17 protein-coding genes and 1 tRNA gene are annotated in these 24,604 nt (G+C 42.0%); 10 read left to right on the top strand and 8 right to left on the bottom strand.

The window, feature by feature from the left end; translation table 11 throughout:
• Nucleotides 1–173: 173 nt before the first annotated feature.
• From ACSX1H_RS02820 to recQ, 4 genes are all read right to left on the bottom strand, one after another.
• Nucleotides 174–1,223 (bottom strand): TRM11 family SAM-dependent methyltransferase, encoded by a 1,050-nt coding sequence (locus ACSX1H_RS02820; protein WP_439182071.1) that lies wholly within the window; start codon nt 1,221–1,223, stop codon nt 174–176.
• A gap of 103 nt (nt 1,224–1,326) precedes the next feature.
• Nucleotides 1,327–3,132 (bottom strand): methyl-accepting chemotaxis protein, encoded by a 1,806-nt coding sequence (locus ACSX1H_RS02815; protein ID WP_439182069.1) that lies wholly within the window; start codon nt 3,130–3,132, stop codon nt 1,327–1,329.
• Nucleotides 3,133–3,296: 164 nt separating this feature from the next.
• Complete coding sequence (locus ACSX1H_RS02810; protein ID WP_439182067.1) at nt 3,297–6,773, bottom strand: PPi-type phosphoenolpyruvate carboxykinase family protein; 3,477 nt, start codon at nt 6,771–6,773, stop codon at nt 3,297–3,299.
• Nucleotides 6,774–7,202: 429 nt separating this feature from the next.
• On the bottom strand, nt 7,203–9,380 hold the full coding sequence (gene recQ, locus ACSX1H_RS02805; RefSeq protein WP_439182065.1) for a DNA helicase RecQ: 2,178 nt from the start codon (nt 9,378–9,380) through the stop codon (nt 7,203–7,205).
• Nucleotides 9,381–9,743: 363 nt separating this feature from the next.
• Here recQ and tatC point away from each other — a divergent pair, with 363 nt between their 5' ends.
• From tatC to clpX, 6 genes are all read left to right on the top strand, one after another.
• A complete protein-coding gene (gene tatC / locus ACSX1H_RS02800; RefSeq protein ID WP_439182063.1) occupies nt 9,744–10,565 on the top strand; it encodes a twin-arginine translocase subunit TatC in 822 nt (273 codons plus the stop codon).
• Between the two features lie 3 nt (nt 10,566–10,568).
• Complete coding sequence (lptB, locus tag ACSX1H_RS02795; protein ID WP_439182062.1) at nt 10,569–11,330, top strand: LPS export ABC transporter ATP-binding protein; 762 nt, start codon at nt 10,569–10,571, stop codon at nt 11,328–11,330.
• A gap of 62 nt (nt 11,331–11,392) precedes the next feature.
• Nucleotides 11,393–11,474, top strand: a tRNA-Leu gene (locus ACSX1H_RS02790).
• Between the two features lie 142 nt (nt 11,475–11,616).
• Nucleotides 11,617–12,972 (top strand): trigger factor, encoded by a 1,356-nt coding sequence (gene tig / locus ACSX1H_RS02785; protein WP_439182061.1) that lies wholly within the window; start codon nt 11,617–11,619, stop codon nt 12,970–12,972.
• A 215-nt stretch (nt 12,973–13,187) separates the two neighbouring features.
• A complete protein-coding gene (clpP, locus tag ACSX1H_RS02780; protein ID WP_439182060.1) occupies nt 13,188–13,868 on the top strand; it encodes an ATP-dependent Clp endopeptidase proteolytic subunit ClpP in 681 nt (226 codons plus the stop codon).
• 77 nt (nt 13,869–13,945) lie between these two features.
• On the top strand, nt 13,946–15,160 hold the full coding sequence (gene clpX, locus ACSX1H_RS02775) for an ATP-dependent Clp protease ATP-binding subunit ClpX (RefSeq protein WP_439182059.1): 1,215 nt from the start codon (nt 13,946–13,948) through the stop codon (nt 15,158–15,160).
• 127 nt (nt 15,161–15,287) lie between these two features.
• Here the strand turns inward: clpX and ACSX1H_RS02770 are convergent, their stop codons facing one another.
• From ACSX1H_RS02770 to ACSX1H_RS02755, 4 genes are all read right to left on the bottom strand, one after another.
• Complete coding sequence (locus ACSX1H_RS02770; protein ID WP_439182058.1) at nt 15,288–16,385, bottom strand: glycosyltransferase; 1,098 nt, start codon at nt 16,383–16,385, stop codon at nt 15,288–15,290.
• A 42-nt stretch (nt 16,386–16,427) separates the two neighbouring features.
• The gene (locus ACSX1H_RS02765) at nt 16,428–17,537 is read right to left on the bottom strand and encodes an SPOR domain-containing protein (protein WP_439182057.1); all 1,110 of its coding nucleotides are present in this window, start codon (nt 17,535–17,537) and stop codon (nt 16,428–16,430) included.
• Nucleotides 17,538–17,611: 74 nt separating this feature from the next.
• The gene (locus ACSX1H_RS02760) at nt 17,612–18,559 is read right to left on the bottom strand and encodes a hypothetical protein (protein WP_439182056.1); all 948 of its coding nucleotides are present in this window, start codon (nt 18,557–18,559) and stop codon (nt 17,612–17,614) included.
• A complete protein-coding gene (locus ACSX1H_RS02755; protein ID WP_439182055.1) occupies nt 18,528–19,538 on the bottom strand; it encodes a lysylphosphatidylglycerol synthase transmembrane domain-containing protein in 1,011 nt (336 codons plus the stop codon). The genes ACSX1H_RS02760 and ACSX1H_RS02755 overlap by 32 nt, the downstream gene beginning before the upstream one ends.
• 163 nt (nt 19,539–19,701) lie before the next feature.
• Here ACSX1H_RS02755 and rsmA point away from each other — a divergent pair, with 163 nt between their 5' ends.
• The 4 genes from rsmA to ACSX1H_RS02735 all read left to right on the top strand — a co-directional run bounded on the left by rsmA (nt 19,702) and on the right by ACSX1H_RS02735 (nt 24,576).
• Nucleotides 19,702–20,478 carry a 16S rRNA (adenine(1518)-N(6)/adenine(1519)-N(6))-dimethyltransferase RsmA gene (gene rsmA, locus ACSX1H_RS02750; protein ID WP_439182054.1) on the top strand — a complete coding sequence of 259 codons (777 nt, stop codon included), beginning with the start codon at nt 19,702–19,704 and terminating at the stop codon, nt 20,476–20,478.
• Nucleotides 20,479–20,500: 22 nt separating this feature from the next.
• Entirely contained in the window at nt 20,501–21,865 is a 1,365-nt protein-coding gene (gene mgtE, locus ACSX1H_RS02745; protein ID WP_439182053.1) for a magnesium transporter, read from the top strand.
• Nucleotides 21,866–22,059: 194 nt separating this feature from the next.
• Nucleotides 22,060–23,403 carry a serine hydrolase domain-containing protein gene (locus ACSX1H_RS02740; RefSeq protein WP_439182052.1) on the top strand — a complete coding sequence of 448 codons (1,344 nt, stop codon included), beginning with the start codon at nt 22,060–22,062 and terminating at the stop codon, nt 23,401–23,403.
• A gap of 114 nt (nt 23,404–23,517) precedes the next feature.
• A complete protein-coding gene (locus ACSX1H_RS02735) occupies nt 23,518–24,576 on the top strand; it encodes a family 20 glycosylhydrolase (RefSeq protein ID WP_439182051.1) in 1,059 nt (352 codons plus the stop codon).
• Nucleotides 24,577–24,604 lie beyond the last annotated feature (28 nt).

Raw genomic sequence — 24,604 nt, 5'->3', positions numbered from 1 at the left:
CTATTTTTTTATAACCGTATGAGGCCTGTAGAAACTGATAAAGGAGTTGTACCTACTTTACAGTTCTTATGAGTTTAATGAGTTGCCAGTTTTGCCCAACACTTGCCTGTTGTGTTGTAAATCGGCTGAAACAGGTCAGTAAAGGTCTGCTAACCAATCTCGACAACTCAATATTAAAGCTTTTTGACTACAATTATATCGCGCTTAATTGATTTATCCACCATGTGCTCAAAGCCATCATATGGTGCTTCATTTAGCACTTTCAGCCCTTGTTGTTCAAATACTTCGGCCAAGCGGTTCTTAGCTAAAACAAAACTGTTCCAGGCTAGCACCATGGTACCACCGGTTTTCAACACCGCTTTCCAGGCCGGTAAGCCGGTACGGATAAGTTCTAACGGGTTGCGTGTGCCGGTGGAGCTTTTGTTGGCACCTGAGTTGCCGTGTGCAATGCCGTAAGGCAAGTCGCCCACTATGAGGTTAAAGCTGTTTTTCTTGAAATATTTATCAACATCCTGAGCGTTTCCATTAACAACGCCGAGCTTTTTTCTTTGCGTCTCATCTTTGAAAGCCTCTTTGCTGTTGGCATATTCAAACTCATCGATGTAAATGGCTTCCGATTTCTTTTTGCCATATACCATGCGTCTGTCGGACAGGTATTTCAAACGCTCGTTTTGCAGGTGCTTTTTAAAGAATACTTGGTTTTCGTGAACGGATTTGTGCTCTATTTCAACACCAAAAGCATTGAATCCATAAACAGCTGCTTCGTTGAGAGTTGTGCCGCGGCCCGAAATAGGATCGAGTAAACTGATGGCATCATCGTAGGTAAAATCACTGGCAAGTAAAGCCACGTTCACCATCATTTTAGTAAAGAGTTCGTTGGTTTTACCCGGGTATTTTTGAAGGGTGCTGATTTTGCTGTCGAGGTACTCGTACTTTGCAAAAGGAATGGGTAAAAGGCCGTCTTCAGCAAAAATGCCAAACTGATGGAAGATGGCAAAAACAAAAGAGAGTCGCGACAGAATGTTAATATCAGCTTCCGATAAGTCATCGTTGCAGCTCAATGTGATGTAGCGCACACCGGCTACTTCCTGCGTGGCAATATCGGTGCACTCAACACTCAAGCGCTGGCTGGCGATGCTTAGTTCCGCTGCAGCCAGTTCACCGGCTTCCTTGTAAAACACCCGGTTATGACCGGGATTTTGTAAAATCAGATACTTTACCATGCTGCAAAGATAAGGAATAAAAAAGGCTCCAATCTGCTGCTTTCTGAATAAAATGTGGCTCTCTTGCTTATCAATTTGGTAACGGTCCTTCGATGTGAGCTGTTTAAACAGTGGATGTCGATTCTTTTCCGCGGATGCTAAAGTAGCCTAAGACATCTTTTAGTTTTAAAGATTGTTCATTAATTCGTTGCACGGCGTCTGTCATTTGCTCCGATGCCAGCGCATTTTCCTGGGTTACGTGGTTGATCTCCTGCAGTGTTTGAGTGATTTGGTGTACCCCACTCGATTGCTCATTGCTGGCCATGGCCACTTCCTCAAAACGCGAAGCATTTTGTTTGATGGTTGGCATCAGGTTAAAGAGGCTTTTGGTGGTCAGCATTGATGTGTCGAGGCTGTCGTTGGCCATGGTTACGATATCTTTAGCTGATTCGCGCGTGCGTTCTGCCAACAATTGAATCTCCTGTGCAATAACAGCAAACCCTCTTCCTTGTTTGCCTGCACGAGAGGCTTCAACTGATGCGTTCAAAGCAAGAAGATTGGTTTGGTTGGCTATCTCAGTAATTATTTTAACCCGGCTACTAATATTTTTTGCCGTTTCATAAGAATGGCCGGCCTTGGCCTTGACATCCTCCAGTTCGTGGCTTACCTGCTGCGTTGCTTTAAGGGTGTATTGCGAATTAGAGGAGTTTTGTTGGGCAGTGGCACTGATTTCTTCCATTGACGTAGCAATTTCTTCAAAGGAGGAGGCTTGTGACTGAGCACCATTTGCCATAAGGTGAGAAGTGTGATTCAACGATTCCGCCATATTATTCAGCTGTGTCACTACCTCAGAAATATGTGTCATTACTTCCTGAAGTGTGCGAACCATTGTTACAATGCTTCCTAGGGCACCACTGGCCCTTCCCTCAATGGTTTCACAACTAGATAAGTCCCCTTTTGCTACGCGGTCGGCAATTTGCGCCACTTCATAGGGCTCTGCTCCCAGCATTTTACGCACACTTCTTAGAATGATGATACTGAATATTAGTACCAGCGCTGCACCAATGGAAATAAAACTGATTATCCACCAGCGGTTGGCTGCGGTATTGCTTTGGAGTGTTTCCAGCAGTAGGTTTTTTGATCGGTCAATAATTGGCTCTACTTTGTGTACTTCTTCCCTTAGCTGCCCCAGGAGACCACTATTTTCATTAATGCCCAGTTCTACCTGTTTATTTACAACGTTTAAAAAGGTGGTTTGGTAGTTATTGAGTCGTTCGGTAAGTTGTTTTTTGGCTAAAGGAGGGTAGCCTGAGTGCTCAATAGTGGTCATAAATTGGCCAATATTATCCTGAAACTTCTGTTTGTATTTTAAGTCGTGACGTAACAGAAAATCTTTCTCGTGTCGACGGCCCATTAGCATCAGTACCATTAAGTGCTCATCGTTGTAGTTCGTTAATGCATTTTCGACCTGGTGTATAGCTTCACGCATTTCACCGACCAAACCAAAATCCTTATATCCTTTAGAAAGTGTTGTCTGTTGGATCTGAGCAAATATTTGTTGATAGGATATTAGCGATTGATGAATGGAGTCCACCGTCAGCTCCATCTGGCAGGCTTTAATTAACTCCTCGTCTGCAAGCTCTTTACACAGCTTGATTGCTTGTTGCATATTATTTTCGAAGCTAGATGCATACTTATTTTTCCGGGAAATATAAAAGGCGGGATCGACCGTGGCCCGCGCCAGAAAGTCTTTTTCATTGCGGCGCATCTGAAGTATGAGCGACTCCAGTTCATACATGTGGGTTTCAATCAATATATTCTGCTGGATGTTTTGCAGTGAAAAATGGGTGTATAAGCCTATGGTGCTGAATGTGATGATTAACAGGCTGGTAAGCAGCGCAAACCTCAAGCGCATGGTCCCTCTTTGCATGATGTGGTGTTTAGTTGGTTGTTCGTTCCCTTGTCAGGCCAAAGTTACCCACATGTGGTCAGCGTTATGTAAAGTTAATGTTAATAATTTAGACGATATAAAAAAAGAGGTTGCCGTGTGGCAACCCCCCTTTTGTTGTGTATTGTAATGAATAACCTGCTGGTTTAGCCTCTGAAAATCACATCTGCACCAATTGTGCCTTCAAGATCTTTCAAGTAGGCAGCCGATGAAACATAAGCTAATTGTTTTTTAGCTTTTTCCAATCGTCCGGCTATGTTCAGCTCAGCTTTAATCTCTGCATTTTCAGGTTTTGACGTAAAGTTCTCAAGATAGGCAATTTGCTCAGTATGAAACTTCACTTCCTTTTCTTGCTTTAAGGTCAAGCGTTCTTTGTACCAGTCACTATTAATTACATAGTCACGGTCGAAATACTTGCGTAGTTCAGGGTCACTAATCTCCTTGCCTTCATACTGGCCATAAGCCATGATGTGCAATAAGATTTTCAATGGAGGAATAGCGCCTTCGACACTGCCATCTTCAAAGTAACGCAAGGCAACCTTTTGTTGGGCTTCTACAATGTTGTTAATGCCATCAACAAACTCATCCATACCTTGTAACTCAGGCTTCAGCATTTGCTCATTAAACACGGCCAGTGGCTCATCAAATAAGCGGTTCATGCAGCGGAAAGCAAAGTTCTCGGTAATGCGATATCCAAGGCGGCTGGCCAATACCTTCTGACCGTTGTGTTCAAAGTCCTCTATTTTCTCCAGCGAGCCATTTTCAATTAATAGCTTCGGATCGCGATCTTCAGGAACCAAACGTGCCCATATCTCAGGAATCAGAATAGAGATATCGTGGTCGAATCGACTGTTGCCAACATAACCGGCAGCTGAGCTAAAACCTTGATATTCTGTTAATATGTATGAAAGAAGCGCATTGTTCAAATCGGTTGTTGGTACCAGCATGTTGAAAGGCCCTTTTGTAAGTGCGCCTTCGGTACCTGCTCCAGTTGTCGACGGTGATTTACCTGTTAAGCTACAGATAAAGTCCATAAACAATTCTGGTAACTCCTGGTAATGAATTGGGTTGTATACAGCCAATGGACGAATACCGTTCGCCTTGTCGGCTGGGTTGTTACGTCGGCCTGGTAATACGGCATTAACCACATCAATTACCGGTTCTTCTGACTTGATTTTACGGAATAAGCGCACCCCAATTTCACCCAGATAGTTATCGATAATATCATCCTTAAAGATATTGCGTTCCAGATAACGAGGGTTATTTGTTGGTGTTCCGTCAACGATACGTGTGTGAGAAGGTACCACAAAATAGCCTTCTTTATCGCTGTCGATTACCTTTTTAATCAGGTCCTTAACTGGTTGAGTGTATTTATCAAAGTTGATGGCATCCTCATACAAGGCAATCGCATCTTTCTTTGTTAAAGGCTCATAGTTGGTTAAGAAGGTGTTTTCAGTTACGATATCTTTTTCGGCCCCTTTATCGTAGCCACGTATTATGGCCTCATCCGGACGCTGGAACAGGTGACTTTCGCAGTTTGTAACAACTTTGTAGCTCTTATTTTTATACTCAGGGTTCAGGTTGCTCAGTTGGCTGGCCGGAATTACAATGGATGCTGAAATATCATCTTCCATCTGAATCTTCTGGCTTGGAACAAAGTCTGAACGAAGTTTGTGAAGCAGCCAGTTGCCATCTTGTTTAAAGCCGATGCGCACATAACTACCTGTTACTTTGTTGTTTTTATACTGTAAAGTGGTTCCTTCACGGCCGTTGATAAATTCAACCGACATGTAGTCTTTCCAATTACCTTTTTCGCTTTCGTTACGGTACAAGCGCTTAATAAACAGTACCAATGAACGAATGTGAGATGGAATAGTGTTCAGGTACTTATTGTACTCGTCGCTGTACTGATCTGACGGAGTCAGTAGTTTTACAGCCGAGCCAAGTGTGCGCTGCGGACTTAAGAAAGGGCGTGATGGTTCAGCATCTGGTTGAATGGTTTTCCAGCGCGTAGAAAAATCGTAGTTGATAATTTCATCTGCCGCTTTAAAATCTTCTTCCAGGTTAACGATGTTAAATGTACCATACTGAATAGCATTTTGCATCGATTTTGAAATCTCCGATTTACCACCGCCTGATACCGTACATGGTTTGTGACAGAATACGCCCTCTGGTTGGGTGTTGACAATTCGCCACATCGACTGAGTTGGGTGTTTAGCCAACTGGAATTTATGACCCGATGGGTGGATATATATTTTTTCCGGTGAAAGCTGCAGGGAATGTTCCTGACCATCTTTTTTCCACATCACCTTGCAGTTATCTATATCAATATCTGCATGCTCCTGAATGTATACAATCTCTGTAAATTTGTTATCTACTGCATAGCCTTCAGGGTAAATAGTGGCGCGGTCGCCCAATAAAGCCATTGCTTCATCAAAGGTATAGGTATCCTTTAATTTGGATGAAAAAAGTTCGCCAAACACGTTATCACTCATAATACCTCGAGGGTAGGCTATGGCACCACCGGCATGCTCCTCTTCTACCAAACCAACCATGTTGGCCGAGTAGCTAATTTGAGTCTTTATTTCTTTTTTCGAATAGCCATAATAGTTGTCGGCAATAAGCGTTACAACTACGCCTCTATCGTCGCGACAAGTGATTTTGAAAGCACCACCATCGTTGTAGAGTTCATTTTCATCTTTCCAGCACATACCATCATTCCGCTGACGTTCAGTGGCATCGTCGTAATGAGGCAGGCCGATATCTTTTTTCTTCAGCTTAATTAATTGTGGAGCAAGGATGATGCAGCCAGTTGTTCCTGTCCAGTGTTCAACATCCAGTGCAGCATCGTTTTCGGCCAGGTTATGGTCGCCGGCATTTCCAAATATGTTCTCAACAAAATCGAGGTTGCTAACAAGTGTTCCTGGAGCAAAGAAACGTATTTCCATGCTTTTTTCGGAAATAACACCTGGTACTTCGGGGCATACAACCGGACGAAGTAACAATGAAACCATCGTTTTGGCTTTCTCCTTCTGCGTAGAGGTAAACGGAAGAATGTTCATCTCGTCAGACGGGTTCAATGCCGCTTTAAGCATGTGTGCAAATGCGATTTTTGGTACTTCTTTTTTATCAAGAGGTACAGGCAGACCGCCGGCTACAATATGGAAAGTTCCCTTAGTGGTGCGTTTATCGTGTAGAGGGTTATTAAGAATACCCTGCTTCAAACGGTAAGAGCTTACAAGATCACTTTTAAACTCGTTGGCATCTGGTGGCAGACTTACTTCCCGTGCCAACCCTTTTTGGTTCAGCACAAATGTTTTGCTTGGTAAGCGATAAGCACTCTCCTCAAAGTTTACATCTTTCAGGTAACTGTTTAAGAAATTTTGAATACGCGTATCAGCAGGCGACAGATGATCTGATAACAAACGTGATTTTTCTTTGAAACTATTGATTAATCCTTCAGTTAGCGAAAGAAATTTGGTGTTTGAGTACTTAGTGTCGGCATCACAAGCATCGTAGTACAAAGGTTGACCAATGGAGGCCAGTTGCAGGTTGATGTATTGAATCATATCCTTGCGGTCCTTTTTGCTAGGTTTCTGCCTTTTTAGCATATCATCTTTCATTTGGTACGCGTTTTAAGTTATGAATATGCAGCAAATTTAAAAAAATACCTTACGTATTAATAACATTTTATCACTTTTAGAATGTTAATTATTCTAAATTATTTCAATAAATAATCTGGTTATAACATAATAATAAAGATTAAATTGGTGCTGTTTTGCTGCCGGAGGCATTATTTTTAATAGGAAGGCAACTCTATTGACTGTATGTATATTCCTAATTGATAGATTATTATAAAGTAGTTAAGGGAGTGGAGTTGTTTAGTTGTACTTAACTTTGGTTAATTGAGGGAAGCTAGTAATGTAGTAAAATTGTAAATATTAAGGCTTTTTAGATAACAGTTTGGTTATATATTGAAATATAACTAATAATTTAAAAATTAATTAGAAAATAACTTTATGGAGTCTCGCTTCGCAAGACTCCATAAACTATTAGTTACCTACCTCTGAAATAAACTTGATTCTTACAATTCGAACGTCTTCTTCCGAGTATTGATCTTCGCCCAACTCTTCTAAAGCAGCTTGGATATCATCTGTTTCGGCATCTTCTTTAAAGTAGTAGAAAATATCATCACGGTGATCTTCATCCATGATTTGATCGATGTAGTAATCGATATTTACACGTGTGCCCGAATAAACGATAGATTCCAATTCTTTAATCAGTTCATTCATCTCCATACCTTTGGAGGCTGCGATATCGTCCAGAGGCATTTGTCTGTCAATGCTTTGTATGATCGCAATCTTGTTTTTGGATTTGTTAGCTACCGATTTAACCACCATGTCCATTGGTCGGTCAATCTCGTTTTCTTCAACGTGTTTAGCTATCAGCTTAACAAACTCTTTTCCAAAACGGGAAGCTTTTCCGGTGCCTACTCCAGGTATGTTTTGCAATTCCTGAATGCTTACCGGATAATAGGTTGACATGGCTTCAAGTGAAGGATCCTGAAAGATAACAAATGGTGGCAGGTTCAATTTTTTAGAAAGATCTTTGCGAAGATCTTTTAGCATATTGAAAAGGTCATTGTCGATAGCAGCCGTTCCTCCTGTGTTCGTTTCTTCTTCAACAACATCAAAATCATGATCTTTGGTCATCATAATTGAGTGTGGATGTTTGAGGAATTCGTGTCCGGTTTTGCTGATATGCAATAGTCCGTAAGATTCAATATCTTTTATGATGAGTCCTCTTACCAACGATTGGCGAACAACAGCATTCCAATACTTCTCATCAAACTCGTCACCAGAACCAAAATCATCCAGTTCATTGTGTTTGTAAGATTTGACCGCAGTGGTGGCGTTGCCGGTGAGAACATTGATGATATGATCCGATTTAAATCGCTCTTTTAACTGAAGAATCATTGAAAGGAGCATGACAATGCTGTCTTTCGCTTCAAACTCTTCTTTCGGATTAACACAGTTGTCGCAGGTTTCACAGTCGGTTACCTGGTACTTTTCTCCAAAGTAATGCAGGAGTGTTTTGCGGCGGCAAACCGACGATTCGGCATAAGCTACTGTTTCTAATAGTAACTGCTTGCCAATTTCCTGTTCGGCTAAAGGTTTACCTTGCATAAACTTTTCCAGCTTTTGGATGTCCTTATAGCTGTAAAAAGCGATGCAGCGGCCTTCTCCACCATCTCGCCCTGCTCTGCCGGTTTCCTGGTAGTAGCCCTCTAAACTCTTCGGAATATCGTAGTGGATAACCAAGCGAACATCTGGTTTATCAATGCCCATACCAAAAGCGATGGTGGCGACAATCACATCAGTCTCTTCCATTAAAAACTGATCCTGATTTTTTGCCCGGGTTGAAGCATCCATTCCTGCATGATAAGGAAGTGCCTTGATGCCATTTACCACCAGTGTTTCTGCCAGTTCCTCAACTTTTTTGCGGCTCAGGCAGTATATGATGGATGATTTACCCACATAATTTTTCAGGATTTTGATTATTTCCTTTGAGGGGTGCATTTTGGGGCGTACTTCGTAAAACAGGTTGGGCCTGTTAAAGGAAGATTTAAACACCATGGCATTGAGCATGCCCAAGTTCTTTTGAATGTCGTGCTGAACTTTTGGGGTCGCTGTGGCGGTGAGTGCAATCACAGGGGAGTCGCCAATTTCTCCTATTATTGGCCGAATACGCCGGTACTCCGGTCTGAAGTCGTGTCCCCATTCAGAGATACAGTGGGCTTCATCAACCGCATAAAATGAGATCTGTACCTGTTTTAAAAACTCAATGTTCTCTTCTTTGGTCAATGATTCAGGTGCAACGTACAGTAATTTCGTTTTTCCCGCAAGAATGTCTTCTTTAACCTTGTTAATTGCCGTTTTTGTGAGCGATGAATTTAAAAAGTGAGCAATACCGTCGTCTTCACTGAAGTTACGCATTGCATCCACTTGATTTTTCATCAACGCGATGAGTGGCGAAATGATAATTGCTGTCCCTTCCAGCATAAGTGCTGGAAGTTGATAGCATAATGATTTTCCGCCACCTGTTGGCATTAACACAAAAGTGTCATTCCCTTTTAATACATTGTTGATGACCTCCTCTTGATTCCCCTTGAAGGTATCAAACCCAAAGTGCTTTTTTAAAGAAGCACTTAGATCAACCTGCTTTGCCATAACAAATTCCCTATTTCATACTTTCGACACAGCGTCGGCAGTATTTGTTATCCTCGATTATTAGATTGCAACAAAAATAAGATAACCTTTTAATTTTCTTTAATTTTCTAACTTTTATATGTCCTGAGCCAAGCGAAGATAATGAATTGGTCACATGGACTTAGATTTGAGTTGCAATGTTGAATGAAGTTAGAGAATATCTTTGGTTTAAGCAAAAAGTTTGCGGTTAAGGATTGGTATATTATCTTCGCATGTAACTGGTAGATGCAGTATTCAGAGGCTTGCTTTAAGTATTTTTAACATTTTTCTAAAGTACGATCATCTACTTTTGCTCGCAGAAAGTATTTACTAACGAATAGCTACATGTCTGAAGAAACTAATAGGGAAATGTCCTTTCTTGAGCATCTCGAAGTGTTAAGATGGCACATCGTCAGAGCTTTTGGCAGCGTGTTTGTTTTTGCTGTTTTAGCCTTTGTTTTCAAGGGCTTTGTTTTTGATACAGTGATATTGGCTCCATCAAGTCCTCACTTTTTTACGAATGATCTGTTATGCAGGCTGGCCGATTCGTTGGACATGCCTTTGCTATGTATCAATCAAATACCGCTTAGTTTTCAGAATATAAATATGTCTGGTCAGTTTACAACGCATATATGGGTGTCGTTTGTGGCCGGCATTGTTGTAGCCTTTCCGTATATATTTTGGGAGTTTTGGCGCTTTATAAAACCCGCCCTGTATCAGAATGAAATCAACAATTCGCGAGGAGCCATATTTTTCGCCTCATCCCTGTTCACGATAGGGATATTGTTTGCCTATTACATTATTTGCCCTTTATCGGTTCATTTTCTGGGAACTTACCAGGTAAGTGAGAAGGTTGAGAATATTGTGAATCTGGGATCATACATCAGTACCATTACATCGATTGTATTGGCCGGAGGCATCATCTTTGAGTTACCTATCTTTATCTATTTTCTGGCAAAAGTGGGCTTGGTAACATCAGACTTTCTTATAAAATACAGGAAACACTCCATTGTAATTGCCCTAATGTTGGCAGCTATTATCACACCACCTGATGTTATTAGTCAGTTGCTTGTGTGTTTCCCTCTTATTATATTGTATGAATCGGGGATTATTATTGCCAAAAACCTTGAGAAGAAGAATCGGATTGACACGCCTGTAAATGTTTAAATTATGGAAGAACAACCATTAAAATTACATACCGACACTTTAATTAAGAAGTATAAAAGCCGTACAGTTGTTAAAGGCGTATCTGTTAATGTGAAGCAGGGAGAAATTGTTGGTTTGCTTGGGCCTAACGGAGCCGGTAAAACAACATCTTTTTACATGATGGTAGGGCTAATAACGCCCAATAGCGGTAAAATCTTTTTGAACGATGAAGAAATAACTGATGCACCCGTGTACAAACGGGCCCAAAAGGGAATTGGTTATCTGGCGCAGGAGGCAAGTGTTTTTCGACAGTTAAGTGTTGAAGATAACATAAAGGCGGTATTGCAGATGACTGATTTTTCTAAGGAATATCAGAAAAACAGGCTGGAGGAGTTGCTTGAAGAGTTTAGTCTGACGCATATTCGAAAAAGCTTGGGTATTCAGTTATCCGGAGGAGAACGCCGGCGTACAGAAATTGCCAGGGCTTTAGCCATTAATCCTAAATTTATTTTGCTTGATGAGCCATTTGCCGGGGTAGACCCTATTGCTGTGCGCGATATTCAGGAAATTGTGGCGAAGCTAAAGTTTAAAAATATTGGCATCCTTATAACGGACCACAATGTGCACGAAACGTTGGCTATTTGTGACCGCGCCTACCTCCTTTTTGAAGGTAAGATACTGAAAGCCGGGACGGCAGAAGAATTGGCGTTGGATGAAGATGTGAAGCGGTTATATCTGGGGGATGATTTTGAATTGCGTCGTCGCGAATTCCAACCTGGAAAATAATTTGAAAAAAAATTTGGAGGCAAAGAAAAAGCAATTATCTTTGCACCGCGAAACTAAGAAATGCGGATGTGGCGTAATTGGTAGCCGCGCTAGACTTAGGATCTAGTGCCTTCGGGCGTGGGGGTTCGAGTCCCTTCATCCGCACTATAACCGCCTCACTTACGAATTAATTCGGTGGTGAGGCGGTTTTTTAAGTTTGTAGAAATTGTGAAATAAAAATAGATTCCATCCTCACATTGGTTTCCAGCAAACAATAGAGGAGCGGTTCACTTTAAATCTTTAGGAAATGAATATTTCAAAGGAAAACATTGATGCATTAAACGCGGTTATCAAATTAACTGTTGAGAAAGAGGACTACGCAAGCCGAGTGGATAATGTTCTTAAAGACTACCGTAAACGCGTTAACATGCCGGGTTTCCGTGCTGGTAAGGTGCCTATGGGTGTTGTTAAGAAAATGTACGGAAAAGCTGTTATTGCTGATGAAGTGAATAAGCTGGTTTCTGAGAAAATTCACAACTTTATTGTTGATGAAAAGCTTGATTTGCTTGGTGAGCCTCTTCCATCTGAATCACAGGAATTAATTGATTTCGATAACGCTGAGAACTTTGAGTTTGCTTTCGACGTGGCATTAGCGCCTGAGGTGGATATCAAACTAACAAAGCGCGAAAAACTGCCTTTCTACAAAGTTACTATCTCTGACGAGATGTTTAACCAACAAAAAGACTCTATCACAGGTCGTTTTGGTAAGTCAGAAGTAGTTGAGGCGGTTACTGAAAAGGCCTTGGTAAAAGGTAACTTTGCTCAACTGGAAAATGGCGAGGTAAAAGAAGACGGTATCGCTCCTCAGGATGTGGTATTGTCAATGGCTATTGTGAAGGACGAGGATGAGAAGAAAAAATTATTGGGCGCTAAAGCAGGCGATGTAATTGTATTCGATCCGAAGAAAGCCTTCCCTAATGATAGCGAAATTTCACACATGTTGAAAATCACTAAAGAAGAGGCAGAAGCTTTATCGGGTGATTTCCAGTATACTATAACTGAAGTAACTGAGTTTGTTAATGCTGAAGTGAATCAGGAGCTGTTCGACAAAGCTTTCGGTGAAGGCGTGGTAAACTCAGAAGAAGAATTTGAAGCGCGTATCAAGGAAGACATTAACAAGAACCTTGATATGGAAGCTGAATACCGTTTCTCTTTGGATGCCAAGGATAAATTAATGGGTAAAGTGGATGTTGAATTCCCTGAGGCTTTCCTTAAGCGCTGGTTGTTGGCTACTAACCGTGAAAACGAAAAGTTAGATGAGGCCACTCTGGAAGCTGAAATGCCACGTTTCCTGGAAGACCTTAAGTGGCAGTTAATCCGCAACAGCCTCATCAAAAACAACGATATTAAAGTTGAAGAAGCTGATGTGATTGAGTATGCCAAAAAAGCAGCCAAAATGCAGTTTATGCAGTATGGTTTGACCAGTGTTCCTGATGAGCACCTGGAAAACTATGCACAGGAGATGATGAAGCAGGATGAGCAGCGTCGTCAAATGGCTGAAGGTGCCATGCAAGAAAAAGTGATTGCTTTCATTAAGGAGGCAATAAAAGTGGAAGAGAAAGAAATTTCTCGCGATGACTTCAACAAACTGTTTGAGAAGTAAGACAAAAAATAAGTCTTTAACTATTAAAGATGGTGTAGCTCCGGTACTAGCCGGAGCTATTTTTATACTTGCCCGTTTTACTGTATTCAATCCGAGTTGTTATCCTAAAACCATCAGACTATAATAAGTGTTAACTTTGTGGCATATCGTTCATAGATATGAAATAGTTCAGCTTAAATTGTTAAATTAGCACTTTCAAACAAACACTTTTGAAAATGATTGATCCAAAAGATTTTAAAAAGTATGCAACAAAGCATCTGGGTATTAACAGTCTTGCTTTAGATCAATATACTTCAGTAACGAACAGTTACATTTCGCCAACCATTATAGAAGAGCGGCAGTTAAATGTGGCCAGTATGGATGTTTTTTCCCGTCTGATGATGGATAGAATCATCTTTTTAGGTCTGCCAATTGACGACTATGTGGCAAATGTTATTCAGGCACAGTTACTGTATCTTGAGTCGGCTGATTCTTCAAAAGATATTTCGATTTATTTTAATTCCCCAGGTGGTTCTGTATATGCTGGTTTAGGTATTTATGATACCATGCAGTATATTTCGTCCGATGTCGCTACTATTTGTACCGGTATGGCGGCTTCTATGGGTGCTGTGCTACTTACGGCCGGAACCAAAGGCAAGCGGACGGCTCTGAAGCATTCGCGTATTATGATTCACCAGCCTATGGGTGGTGCGCAGGGGCAAGCCTCCGATATTGAAATTACTGCCAGAGAGATTGGTAAGTTAAAGAAAGAGCTCTATACAATTATCGCCGATCACTCCGGCAATACCTATAAAAAGGTAGAGAAAGATTCTGATCGCGATTACTGGATGACAGCTGAAGAAGCTAAGGAATACGGGATGATTGATGAAGTCCTGGTTCGTAATTCGAGTAAATAAAATATTAAATTATACTTGCGATGCAGAATCAGCTTTTTAGTTGACTCTGCATTCGTGTTTTTATAACTGGGAGATATATGGATAAATGTTCATTTTGCGGTAGAGAACGGAAAGACACTAACCTGCTGATTGCTGGCGTGTCCGGCCACATCTGTGATAGCTGTATTGAACAGGCGCATTCTATCTTGGATGAAGAGGTTAAGAAGAAGAACTCCTTTAATGTTGATGAGATTACGCTTTTAAAGCCGTTGGAGATAAAAACGTTTCTCGATCAATATGTAATAGGTCAGGAAGCCGCAAAAAAATACTTATCTGTGGCCGTTTATAACCACTATAAACGATTGATGCAGAAGAGTAGTGCCGACGAGGTAGAGATTGAAAAATCCAACATTATTTTAGTCGGTGAAACAGGTACAGGTAAAACACTATTGGCCCGCACCATTGCCAAAATGCTACACGTGCCTTTTACAATTGTGGATGCCACTGTACTGACCGAAGCGGGCTACGTAGGTGAAGATATTGAAAGTATTCTAACTCGGTTGTTACAGGCCGCCGACTATAATGTAGAAGCTGCCGAAAAGGGGATCGTATTTATTGACGAAATCGATAAAATTGCGCGAAAAAGCGATAACCCTTCCATTACACGTGATGTTTCAGGTGAAGGTGTTCAGCAAGGCCTGCTAAAGTTGCTCGAAGGGTCAGTTGTTAATGTACCGCCGCAAGGAGGACGTAAACACCCTGAGCAAAAGATGATTCCGGTTGATACTAAAAACATACTTTTTGTGTGTGGGGGTGCCTTTGATGGGATTGAACGAAAAATTGCTCAGCGCCTGAATACCAAAGTAGTAGGTTACATGGCCAGCAAGTCCAACGATAAAATTGATACTCAGAACCTGTTGCAATATATTGCGCCACAGGATTTGAAATCGTTTGGACTAATTCCTGAAATTATCGGACGATTGCCTGTATTAACCTACTTGCAGCCATTAAACAGAGAGATTCTGCGCCGCATCTTAACCGAACCTAAGAACTCCATTATTAAGCAGTACGAAAAGCTGTTTGAGATAGATGGAATTAAACTGACGTTTGAAGATGAAGTGTTGGAGTATGTGGTAGATACAGCCGTTGAGTTTAAACTGGGGGCTCGTGGTTTACGATCAATTTGTGAAACCATCATGATGGATGCCATGTTTAACGCCCCATCAGAAGAGGTAAAAGAGCTGGTTATCTCACTTGATTTCGCCAAAAAGAAAATGGAACATGCAAATATGGCTCGGTTAAAAGCCAGCTAAATAGATGCATTATCAAATACTGGAAAGCAGCTCTCAGGGGCTGCTTTTTTATTGGTTAAATATTTACTAACAGTGTTGGGTCTGTCTGATATCGGTCTCTAATTAGCCGGCATAACAAGCAACTATCTCAAATGGAGCGGCCTTTCCATCGGACTTCGAAAAACAGCGGGAATAGAAGAACTGTAATGACGTATAGTGGATACAAGAGCTGCCAAAAAATCACTTCAAAAAGGGTTATTTTAAGTTTATAGCTGTCGGAGCCAGCTTTTAGAAGCATGTAATCGACCAGGCACTTTATAAAGAGGTAAATGCCCCATAGCTTCCATAGTTCCGGAATGAACCAGCTGCCAATAAAGCTCAGTATCAATACTAAATTAACTGCTGCAACTATAGCACCTGTTAACACAATTCGCTTGTCTTTGTAGTGGGGGGCTTTTGCTGCCCAACGGGCACGTTGCTGCAAAAGGGCTTTCGCCTGGCTCACGGGTGCAGTTTCTACTAAGGCTGCTTTTGATTTTATAAAGTGGATGGATTTATGCTGACTTTTCATCCACTCCAGAAGGAACATATCATCGCCTGAGGCAATATTTGGTTGCAAATGGGCCTTCAAATAAAGGTCTTTGGAGCACAAAAGGTTAGCCCCATTACACATAATTGCCTGCTGCTGTAAGGCCGCGGCTGCCCCGCTAATTTGTAAAGCTGTGAAATCAACCTGCTGAAAGCGTTGCAGGAAACCCTTTGCTTTCTTTAAGCTTACAGGGCCAATTAATAAATCGGGAGAATATTTTTCTGCATAAGCCGATAGGGTGCTTAACCAATTGCTTGAGAATGTACAATCGGCATCAGTGGTTACCAGAAGTGGGTATTGGGCCTGCTTTGCTCCTTCTAATAATGCGGCTTTTTTGCCAGTTTGGCTGCTGTTGATAATTGTGGCAGGTCCCTTAAAGCTAACAAGGAGTTCCTCTAGAATAGCTACACCATTATCCGTCGAATGGTCATTAACGAGTATCAGTTCCCAGTTTTTGTAGGTTTGAGCTTCTAATGATTGGAGCAAGGCTGGCAGATTAGAGGCTTCATCCTTAAAAGGGATAATGAGTGAAATTCCTTTTTGCGAGGTTTGCCCGGCATGGTATTCATGGCTTCTCATCCATTGTACATACCATGAAATTATTTGCACTGAATAGGCAAACAGCGGCAGTAAAAGGGTTAGGTATATTACAGCCATAGTTACTTAAAGCCAGTTTTTAGCGAGTGGACTATTGCGTTTTTATTGACGTTTGGTCATTATCCAGCTCTCCATTCGGTCGCTCTCCAAAATTTCCTCCTGGCGCTTTTGTGCTTCAGCTACTTTGCTAAACGACTCAAGGCTTACCAGGTAACGATTATTGTGTGGGAAACAGAAAGCAACATTAAACCCTTTTGCCTTTAGTTTCTCAATCATTTTATTGGCATTTGCTTCTGTGCCAAAACTGCCTACAATAAGCTGGTGAGGCTTGGTGGTTTTAGCAGCTATTGGTTCTGGCTCTTTAACGGGCACTAACTTTTCTTGTTTTTCAGAAGGTGTATCCGTTGGTCCTGCTTCTATTTTGCCCGCATCAGTGCTGGTTGTTAGATTCTTAGGTTCAACCTTCTTAATTTCTGTGTTTAATTTCTCTTGAGTAGTTTTAGGAGAGTTGTCTTTTAGTAAAAAGAAATAGATGGAGAAACCAATTAATGGGAGCAATATAAAAGCAGAAAGGAAGATGGCAATGGAGCGGTTGCGCTTGGAATTATCCTCTTCCAGGTATCGGTTAGCAACAGCTACCGGGTCTGAGTTTTCTTCTTCGTTAATGGTTGTTTCTGGTTCAGCAGAGTCCTCTGCAGTGGGTTCGCTTTCGGGTTGGTCGTCTACAACTTCGGCAATGGGTGTTGTTTTGTTTACCGATGTTTCGGGCAGATCAACAACCACGTCACCCGGTTCGTCAGCGGGAGCTTCCTCATCTGTATTGTCAATATCCAGGAGTTCATCATTTTCATTTGATGAGGGGGCGCTTGGAGCTGCTTGTTCCGATTCTTCAGCTAGTTCATCGGCCTGTTCAAAACGCAGGATACCAGTGGCATCTTTTGTGAACACTCCCAGCCCATCGATGGCATATTTGCCATTTGTGTCAAGGCTGTCTTTAACGCCTTCTACGTATTCATTAATCTTCTGCTCAGCAGTTTCTTTGCTAATGGCCTCTTTCTCCACAATAAAATCGACAAGAAGTCCATCGTTGAAACTTAGAAAATTGTTAAAGAGTACCTTTAAGCCATTTTCTTTAGCAACAATAAAGGCTCCAAAATTAGGTACTATAACGCGGTTATTTTCTTTGATTAATGAAAGAATGTAGTTTTCCATTTCTGGTTTGTTCTGGTTAACAAATACAATCAGGCACCTAAGATAATCAGATTTCTAAAAAAAACGTAACGGACTTAGTGCTCTTTTTTCATAACTACCTGTTTTAATACCTTTTGGCGGATTAAAATATAGGAACCGATAATGGTGGGAAGGACCACATTACTGGCCCATAAGCAAAACGTTGCTGCTATAATGACTGGAGTACTAATTTGAAGTGATGAAAATAAAAATAGTGCTGTACTCCCTCTTATCCCCATGTCTGTCATTATGTGAGAGGGAATAATGGTAATGACAAAAAAATAGAGTGTGGCAAGGTGCATAAAGGCTTTGCAATGGATGGGATGGCCAAAGAGCCAGAACCAGGTATATAGCTGCACTAAAAAGATGATGTAGCGGGCTGTGGTCCAGCCCAAGGCTATAAGCAGACTATTTTTTTTAATGTGAGTGATAACGCGAAAGTAATACCTTACTGTTCGGCTGAGGTAATAACTGGCTGTAAGTGCAATTAAAATTATAACTATGCCAGTGATAATAAAAGTATGGTAGGTTGAGGGTATTTGCACGTAGTTGCCGGCCCGTTTAAAAAAAAGCATGGTTGTTACACCAACTGATAGAATTACAAGGCTTTGAAAACTGCCACCTATAGTAGTCATGATGGCGGCCTTCATTCGTAAATGTTTTGATAGCAGGGCCATTCGGCCACCCATTTCGGCAATGCGAGCAGGCGAGCCCACGGCTGTTGTGGTTCCGGCCATGACTTGATGCCAGGCATCAACAAGCGAAAGGTGAGTGAATGGACGCATCAGCATCTGCCACTTTCTGGTTTCGCAAAACAGGTTCAATCCCCATAAAAGAACCAATAATAGTACCAGCCCCAGGGTATGTGTCGAAAACTGTAATGAACTAATTAGTTGGTGCCAGTGATTAAAGTGCCACAGTTTATCGCCAATGTATGCATAGGCCATCAGCGACAAAAGGATAATAAGTATTTTACCTGTTAGTGACCACAGCTGGCTTTTCATGTTTATTTCGATTAAGAAGAGGCAGTGCGCCAAAGGCCATTAGGCCGGCACCGATAATCATCAGGTTTTGGGCTGCATGTACCACCAATGCAAATACACCACCTGATTCGCCAGGAATACCATACAGTTTGAGAGTGGCAATGACCATAAAATGCCAGGCCCCTATCCCACCCTGCACCGGAGCTATCATCCCGAGGCTGCCGGTCAACAGAATTGTGATGCCGGCACTAATGCCCAACACTGATGTAGCGGGCATGCTGTAAAAACACACGTATATCATCAGAAAATACATGAGCCAGATAAATAAGGTGTGGAAAATAAACAGTGGCTTATTCTTAATTTTTCGTATTGAACTGAGCCCTTCGGTAAATTTTTTCATCAGGTTTTTTAAAAACATGAGCGACCGATACTGTTTCGAATATTTTTTGATTACCAAAAGGGAAACGGCTGTAAGGGCCAGCACCCCATAGAATAAAGGTGAAAGAAGTACTTCGGTAAAAGATTCCAGCTTTAATGTTTTGAGTAAAAAGCCACCGAGTAGATCAAATTGCAGGGTTAATACCGCCAGCATTATCAAAATAAGCATCAATAAATCACTGAGACGCTCCGCCACAACGGTTCCAACCACGCGTGTAAATGATAAACCTTCATACTTGCTGAGTACGCCGCACCTGGAAACCTCTCCCATGCGAGGAAAAATTAGGTTGGCCAGATATCCGATCATCACCGCTGCAAAGGTGTTGATAAAGCCCGGTTTTTTTTCAATTGGTTCAATCAACATCTGCCAACGCATGGCCCTGCTTATGTGGCTGAGTATACCAAGACTGATGGAGAGAATAATCCACTTATAATCAACATCGTTTCGTAAGGCTGCCAGTATTTCAGCGGCATTCTGATCTTTATATAACTGATAGATAATAAACAGGCCAATAGCCGGGAAAAGGATATATTGTAATAGCTTGGTAAAGGTTTTCTTCACTGATTGAATGAATTTAAATTTTTAGGTATCTTAATAACAGCTTTAAGGCTCGTTTTTTTACCTTTGCGCGCAAACGGACGTCGAAGATACAAATTTGTATTTCTTTGTCCAAAGTAGGTCCGGGCGTCGGGCTGATTCACTTCTTAAAATAATTGATTGGGATATGGTAAGAGCAAAAAAACATTTAGGACAGCATTTTCTTACAGATTTAGATATAGCCCAACGAATTGTCGAGAGCCTGTCACTAACTCACAACAAGGTGATGGAAATAGGTCCGGGAACAGGTGTTTTAACACAATACCTGGTGCAGCGACCAAACATCGATTTAAACCTGATAGAGCTTGATAAAGAATCTGTTGACTATCTGACTGCTCACTATCCGGAGCTGAACGGACGGATCTTTTTTAGAGATTTTTTAAAGATGGATCTGACGGAGGTCTTTACGGAGCCTTTCTCTCTCATTGGAAATTTTCCTTACAACATATCCGGGCCAATCTTTTTTAAAGTTTTTGAGCATCGCAATCAGATACCCGAAGTGGTAGGCATGCTGCAGAAGGAAGTGGCTGAACGTTTGGCAGCCGGACCAGGAACAAAAGTATATGGCGTATTAAGCGTGTTGTTGCAAGCTTTCTATAAGGTGGATTACCTGTTTACAGTAGGATCACATGTATTTAATCCTCCGCCCAAAGTACAATCAGGTGTTATTCGTTTAACACGTAACGATGTGGAAGCCTTGCCTTGTGACGAAACTTTATTTGTGCAGGTGGTGAAAGCAATATTTAATCAGCGTCGTAAAGCCATCCGTAATTCCTTAAAGGCCATTCCGTTTAATCGGGAAGCCATTGCGGATCATGAGTTTTTAACACGCCGTCCTGAACAAATGAGTGTAAATGATTTCATCGAATTAACAAGCATGATTCAGGCTAATGCACTAAATTAATAACCTCTAATTCTCTGTAATTATGGTGAATTTTGAATTGACTAGGGAGTATATCGATAATCTGAAAGAACTGATTGCGGCTAAAAATGAGACAGCCATATCAGAAATTTTGGAAGGATTACACCCGGCCGATATTGCAGAAGTGTATGAGGAATTAAGCATTGATGAAGCCAAGTATCTTTATTTCCTGATTGATGATGATACGGCAGCCGATGTTATTACAGAGCTGGAGGAAGATGATCGGAAGCGGTTTTTAGAGAGCCTGCCAAGTGACGTGATTGCCCGTCGTTTCATCGATAACATGGATTCTGATGATGCGGCCGATGTACTTGGGGAGCTGGATAATGCTCGACAGCAAGAGGTACTGTCGCACATCGATGATGTGACTACTGCCGGTGATATTGCCGACCTGCTTAACTACGATGAGGATACGGCCGGTGGTTTGATGGCCAAGGAATTAATCAAGGTCAAAGAAAACTGGGGCATCCCTACTTGCTTGCGAAGCATGCGTCGGCAGGCTGAAGAAATTGATGAAATATACTACGTGTATGTGGTTGATAATGACGGTATCCTTAAAGGCACTCTGTCATTAAAGCGCATGTTACTCAGCCCGGTTGATGTGCTGGTAAAAGATATTTATAACTCGGATGTTATTTCGGTGAAGGTTGATGTGGATGCTGAAGATGTCAGTTACATCATGGATAAGTACGATTTGGTAGCTTTGCCGGTTGTGGATTCCATTGGCCGATTGGTTGGGCGCATTACCATTGATGATGTGGTGGATGTGATGCGCGAAGAAGCTGAAAAGGATTACCAGCTGGCATCAGGTATCACCGAGGATGTTGAACCGTCAGACAGCGTGTGGCAGCACACCAGGGCACGTATTCCCTGGCTGCTGATTGGCATGTTGGGCGGTATTTTGGGTTCACGCGTAATCAGTGGGTTTGTCGATGTGCTCGATGAGCACCCGCAATTAGCCTTTTTTATGGGCCTCATTGCCGCCATGGGTGGTAATGTTGGTATTCAGTCTTCAGCTATCGTGGTGCAGTCTTTGGCTTCCGGTTCTGTCGGTCTGGACAGCAGCTGGCGAAAGTTGCTCAAAGAGTTGGGGATATCTCTTTTAAATGCCTCCCTGTTAACCATCCTGATATTTTCCTACAATAAAGTGGTTGGGGCCGATCTGGCACTGACCTTGACGGTGAGTGCCGCCATGTTCTCAGTTGTTGTTTTTGCTAATTTGTTTGGCACCTTTGTTCCGCTGTTTCTTAATCGACTAAAAATCGATCCGGCAGTGGCTACCGGGCCCTTTGTCACCACATTGAACGATATCATAGGCATGTTTCTATACCTCACCATCGGAACGCTTTTCTTCTCTATGATGGGCTAAGCGACTTAATTTTTCTGACGGGAGTACTATTTTTTACCTAAATATTTTCAGGCAGAATGGCGTTTGGGGCTTAATTATCTTACATTTATTAGGCCTTTATTATCATGAAAACGGTATTTTGTCTGGCAGTCCTATCCGCTATTGAGGCGCCATACTTTTTTACCGTTATCATGCCTAATGATTAAATCGAGCGCATGTCCTATTTCGGAAGATGGTTTAAATGGGTAGCAATTATTGCTATTGTGTTGTTGATAGCTGCCGGATGGGTGCTGTACCCATTATTGCGTGGAGCAACCGGCTACTCAGCTAAAATGCTGTGTTCTGGCATTTTTGTCGAAGGTCAAACACAGGAACAAGTTGAACGCCGAGAACTAAGTAAATTCCCCTTTAATTATATACATAACGAGGTTGACTACGACGACAGAGTGGTGAACAGTACTGTTCTTGGGGTGGTTTCGCAGTTTGCTGTAAATACCGATGAGACTGGCTCTACCCTCTTTCCCAAAGGATTTAGTAGTATTGAAGGGAAAGTTCCTGCTCCCAAACCGTTATTAACAAATTTAGCCTGGCCTATGGGAGAGCTAATCGCTGATACCTTTCCGGCAGATATAGAGGTTCATAAGCTCAGAGCATACATCAATAAGCAGTTTACTTCCATCTCTCGCGCAGTTGTTGTGGTTAAGGATGGGCAACTTATTGCCGAGCAATATGCAGAAGGCATCGATGAATACACACCTTTATTAGGCTGGAGCATGACAAAAACACTAACGGCAGCCATAGTGGGTCGACTCGTTGAGGAAGGTCGCTTACAAATTAACCAGTCGGGCCTCGTTGCAGCATGGAGTAGTGATGAACGTCAGTCTATTACCTTAACTAATCTGCTGCAGATGAGTAGCGGGTTACAATGGAATGAGGACTACTCCACCACCAGTTTAACCGATGTTTCGCGTATGTTGTACATCGAAAATGACATGGTTGATTACGCCTGTTCCGCACCTGTTGCTGCCAAGCCGAATGCAATCTGGAGTTACTCATCGGGCACCACCAATATTATTTCAGGAATTATCCGCTCTTGTTTTGATACTTATCAGGAGTATTATCAATATCCTCAGCAGGCTTTGTTTGCGCCCATTGGGATGCAGCATAGCCTGATTGAAACAGATGCGCAAGGTAATTTTGTGGCTTCTTCATATGGCTATTGTTCTGCACGCGACTGGGCGCGTTTAGGAATGCTATATCTCAATAATGGAAACTGGCAGGGGAACCAACTATTGCCCACGTGGTGGGTGGCCTACAGCACCACTCCGGCTAAACAATCGTCAGGTCAGTATGGAGCGCATGTGTGGCTCAATGCATCTCGTCAGTTAATGCCCGACTTGCCCGCTGATGTGTACTTCTTTAATGGGTACAGAGGACAGAGGGTGACGGTTATTCCGTCCCATAATATGGTGGTGGTTTGTCTCAACTCAAGCAGTGAGAAAATAGATTTCAACACCTACTTAAATGGAATGATGGCCTTTGTGAACGAACAGCCATAGGCATTATCAGCTCCTGTTACTGGAAGCTGCACTTCTCTGATTATCACCTTTCGTCAATCATATTGTTTTAAGATTACTATCTTTAGTCGATTGATAGACTAAAAATATATTATTATGAGAAACCTTATTATTTTATTATTGTTAATATCGATGCCGCTGTTGGCACAAAGTAAAATTGACTCCTTGCTGCCGGTTCGTGGGTTTAGTATTGCAGCACCACAGGCCGGCCACGTTGATAAGTTTATTGGCTTTGTTGAAAAGGAACTGGTTCCCTTGCAAATTAATACCCTGATATTACGTGTTGATTATAATTATGCCTACCAGTCACATCCTGAGCTTCGCGATAAAGAGACTCTAAGTAACGAGGATGTGAAGCGCCTGGTTGCAATGGGCAAAAAGCATTCAATAAACATTGTTCCGCAAATTAATCTGTTGGGGCATCAGTCATGGGCCGAAGACTTAGAGAATTTGTTGAAAGTGTATCCCGAATTTGATGAAACACCTCATATTCCGATGATGGACAAGTATGAATGGCCCAATGAACATGGCTTATACTGCAAAAGCTATTGTCCCCTGCACCCCGATGTGCATAAAGTGGTGTTTGCGCTTGTTGATGAGCTTATGGAAGCCTTTGAAGCCTCAGCCTTTCATGCCGGTTTAGACGAGGTATTCTACATTGGCGATGATAATTGTCCACGTTGCAGCGGGCATGATAAAGCTGTTCTTTATGCCAATGAAGTGACTAAGATTCGGAATCATCTGGCCCTCAAAAACCGTCAATTATGGATGTGGGGCGATCGTTTAATTGATGGTAAAACCACAGGGATTGGTATGTGGGAAGCAAGTATGAACAATACGCATCGCGCCATCGATCTGATACCGAAAGATGTTTTTATCTGCGACTGGCACTACGAACGACCCGATAAAACAGCCGTGTATTTTGCCATGAAGGGTTTTAAGGTAGCCACCTGCTCCTGGCGGAAGCCTGAGGTATCGATGGTACAGGTGGAAGATATGTTAAAATTCAGGGCCGAATCCACGCCCGCCATGCGCGATAATTTCCAGGGTAATATTCTCACAGTATGGTCTGGAGCTGAAAGTTTTATCGACAGCTATTACAAATCTGACGATAATGAACAGCGGCAGATGCTGGAAATGTTTGGGGCGCTTTAAGCCCTTTATAAGGCTGTTTTCAGTTAGG

Source organism: Carboxylicivirga taeanensis (genome assembly GCF_051851475.1).
In the GTDB taxonomy this organism is placed as follows: domain Bacteria; phylum Bacteroidota; class Bacteroidia; order Bacteroidales; family Marinilabiliaceae; genus Carboxylicivirga; species Carboxylicivirga taeanensis.
Note: the sequence above shows the minus strand (reverse complement) of the source record. Positions and strands in the feature narration are given on the sequence as shown.

Excerpts from the sequence above, each read along its gene's own strand:
- mgtE (WP_439182053.1), top strand. The coding sequence starts at position 20,501 with ATGGTGAATTTTGAATTGACTAGGGAGTATATCGATAATCTGAAAGAA.
- ACSX1H_RS02815 (WP_439182069.1), bottom strand. The coding sequence starts at position 3,132 with ATGCAAAGAGGGACCATGCGCTTGAGGTTTGCGCTGCTTACCAGCCTG.
- clpP (WP_439182060.1), top strand. The coding sequence starts at position 13,188 with ATGATTGATCCAAAAGATTTTAAAAAGTATGCAACAAAGCATCTGGGT.
- recQ (WP_439182065.1), bottom strand. The coding sequence starts at position 9,380 with ATGGCAAAGCAGGTTGATCTAAGTGCTTCTTTAAAAAAGCACTTTGGG.
- ACSX1H_RS02770 (WP_439182058.1), bottom strand. The coding sequence starts at position 16,385 with ATGGCTGTAATATACCTAACCCTTTTACTGCCGCTGTTTGCCTATTCA.
- ACSX1H_RS02765 (WP_439182057.1), bottom strand. The coding sequence starts at position 17,537 with ATGGAAAACTACATTCTTTCATTAATCAAAGAAAATAACCGCGTTATA.
- ACSX1H_RS02735 (WP_439182051.1), top strand. The coding sequence starts at position 23,518 with ATGAGAAACCTTATTATTTTATTATTGTTAATATCGATGCCGCTGTTG.
- tatC (WP_439182063.1), top strand. The coding sequence starts at position 9,744 with ATGTCTGAAGAAACTAATAGGGAAATGTCCTTTCTTGAGCATCTCGAA.
- clpX (WP_439182059.1), top strand. The coding sequence starts at position 13,946 with ATGGATAAATGTTCATTTTGCGGTAGAGAACGGAAAGACACTAACCTG.
- lptB (WP_439182062.1), top strand. The coding sequence starts at position 10,569 with ATGGAAGAACAACCATTAAAATTACATACCGACACTTTAATTAAGAAG.
- ACSX1H_RS02740 (WP_439182052.1), top strand. The coding sequence starts at position 22,060 with ATGTCCTATTTCGGAAGATGGTTTAAATGGGTAGCAATTATTGCTATT.
- ACSX1H_RS02820 (WP_439182071.1), bottom strand. The coding sequence starts at position 1,223 with ATGGTAAAGTATCTGATTTTACAAAATCCCGGTCATAACCGGGTGTTT.
- rsmA (WP_439182054.1), top strand. The coding sequence starts at position 19,702 with ATGGTAAGAGCAAAAAAACATTTAGGACAGCATTTTCTTACAGATTTA.
- ACSX1H_RS02810 (WP_439182067.1), bottom strand. The coding sequence starts at position 6,773 with ATGAAAGATGATATGCTAAAAAGGCAGAAACCTAGCAAAAAGGACCGC.
- ACSX1H_RS02760 (WP_439182056.1), bottom strand. The coding sequence starts at position 18,559 with ATGAAAAGCCAGCTGTGGTCACTAACAGGTAAAATACTTATTATCCTT.
- tig (WP_439182061.1), top strand. The coding sequence starts at position 11,617 with ATGAATATTTCAAAGGAAAACATTGATGCATTAAACGCGGTTATCAAA.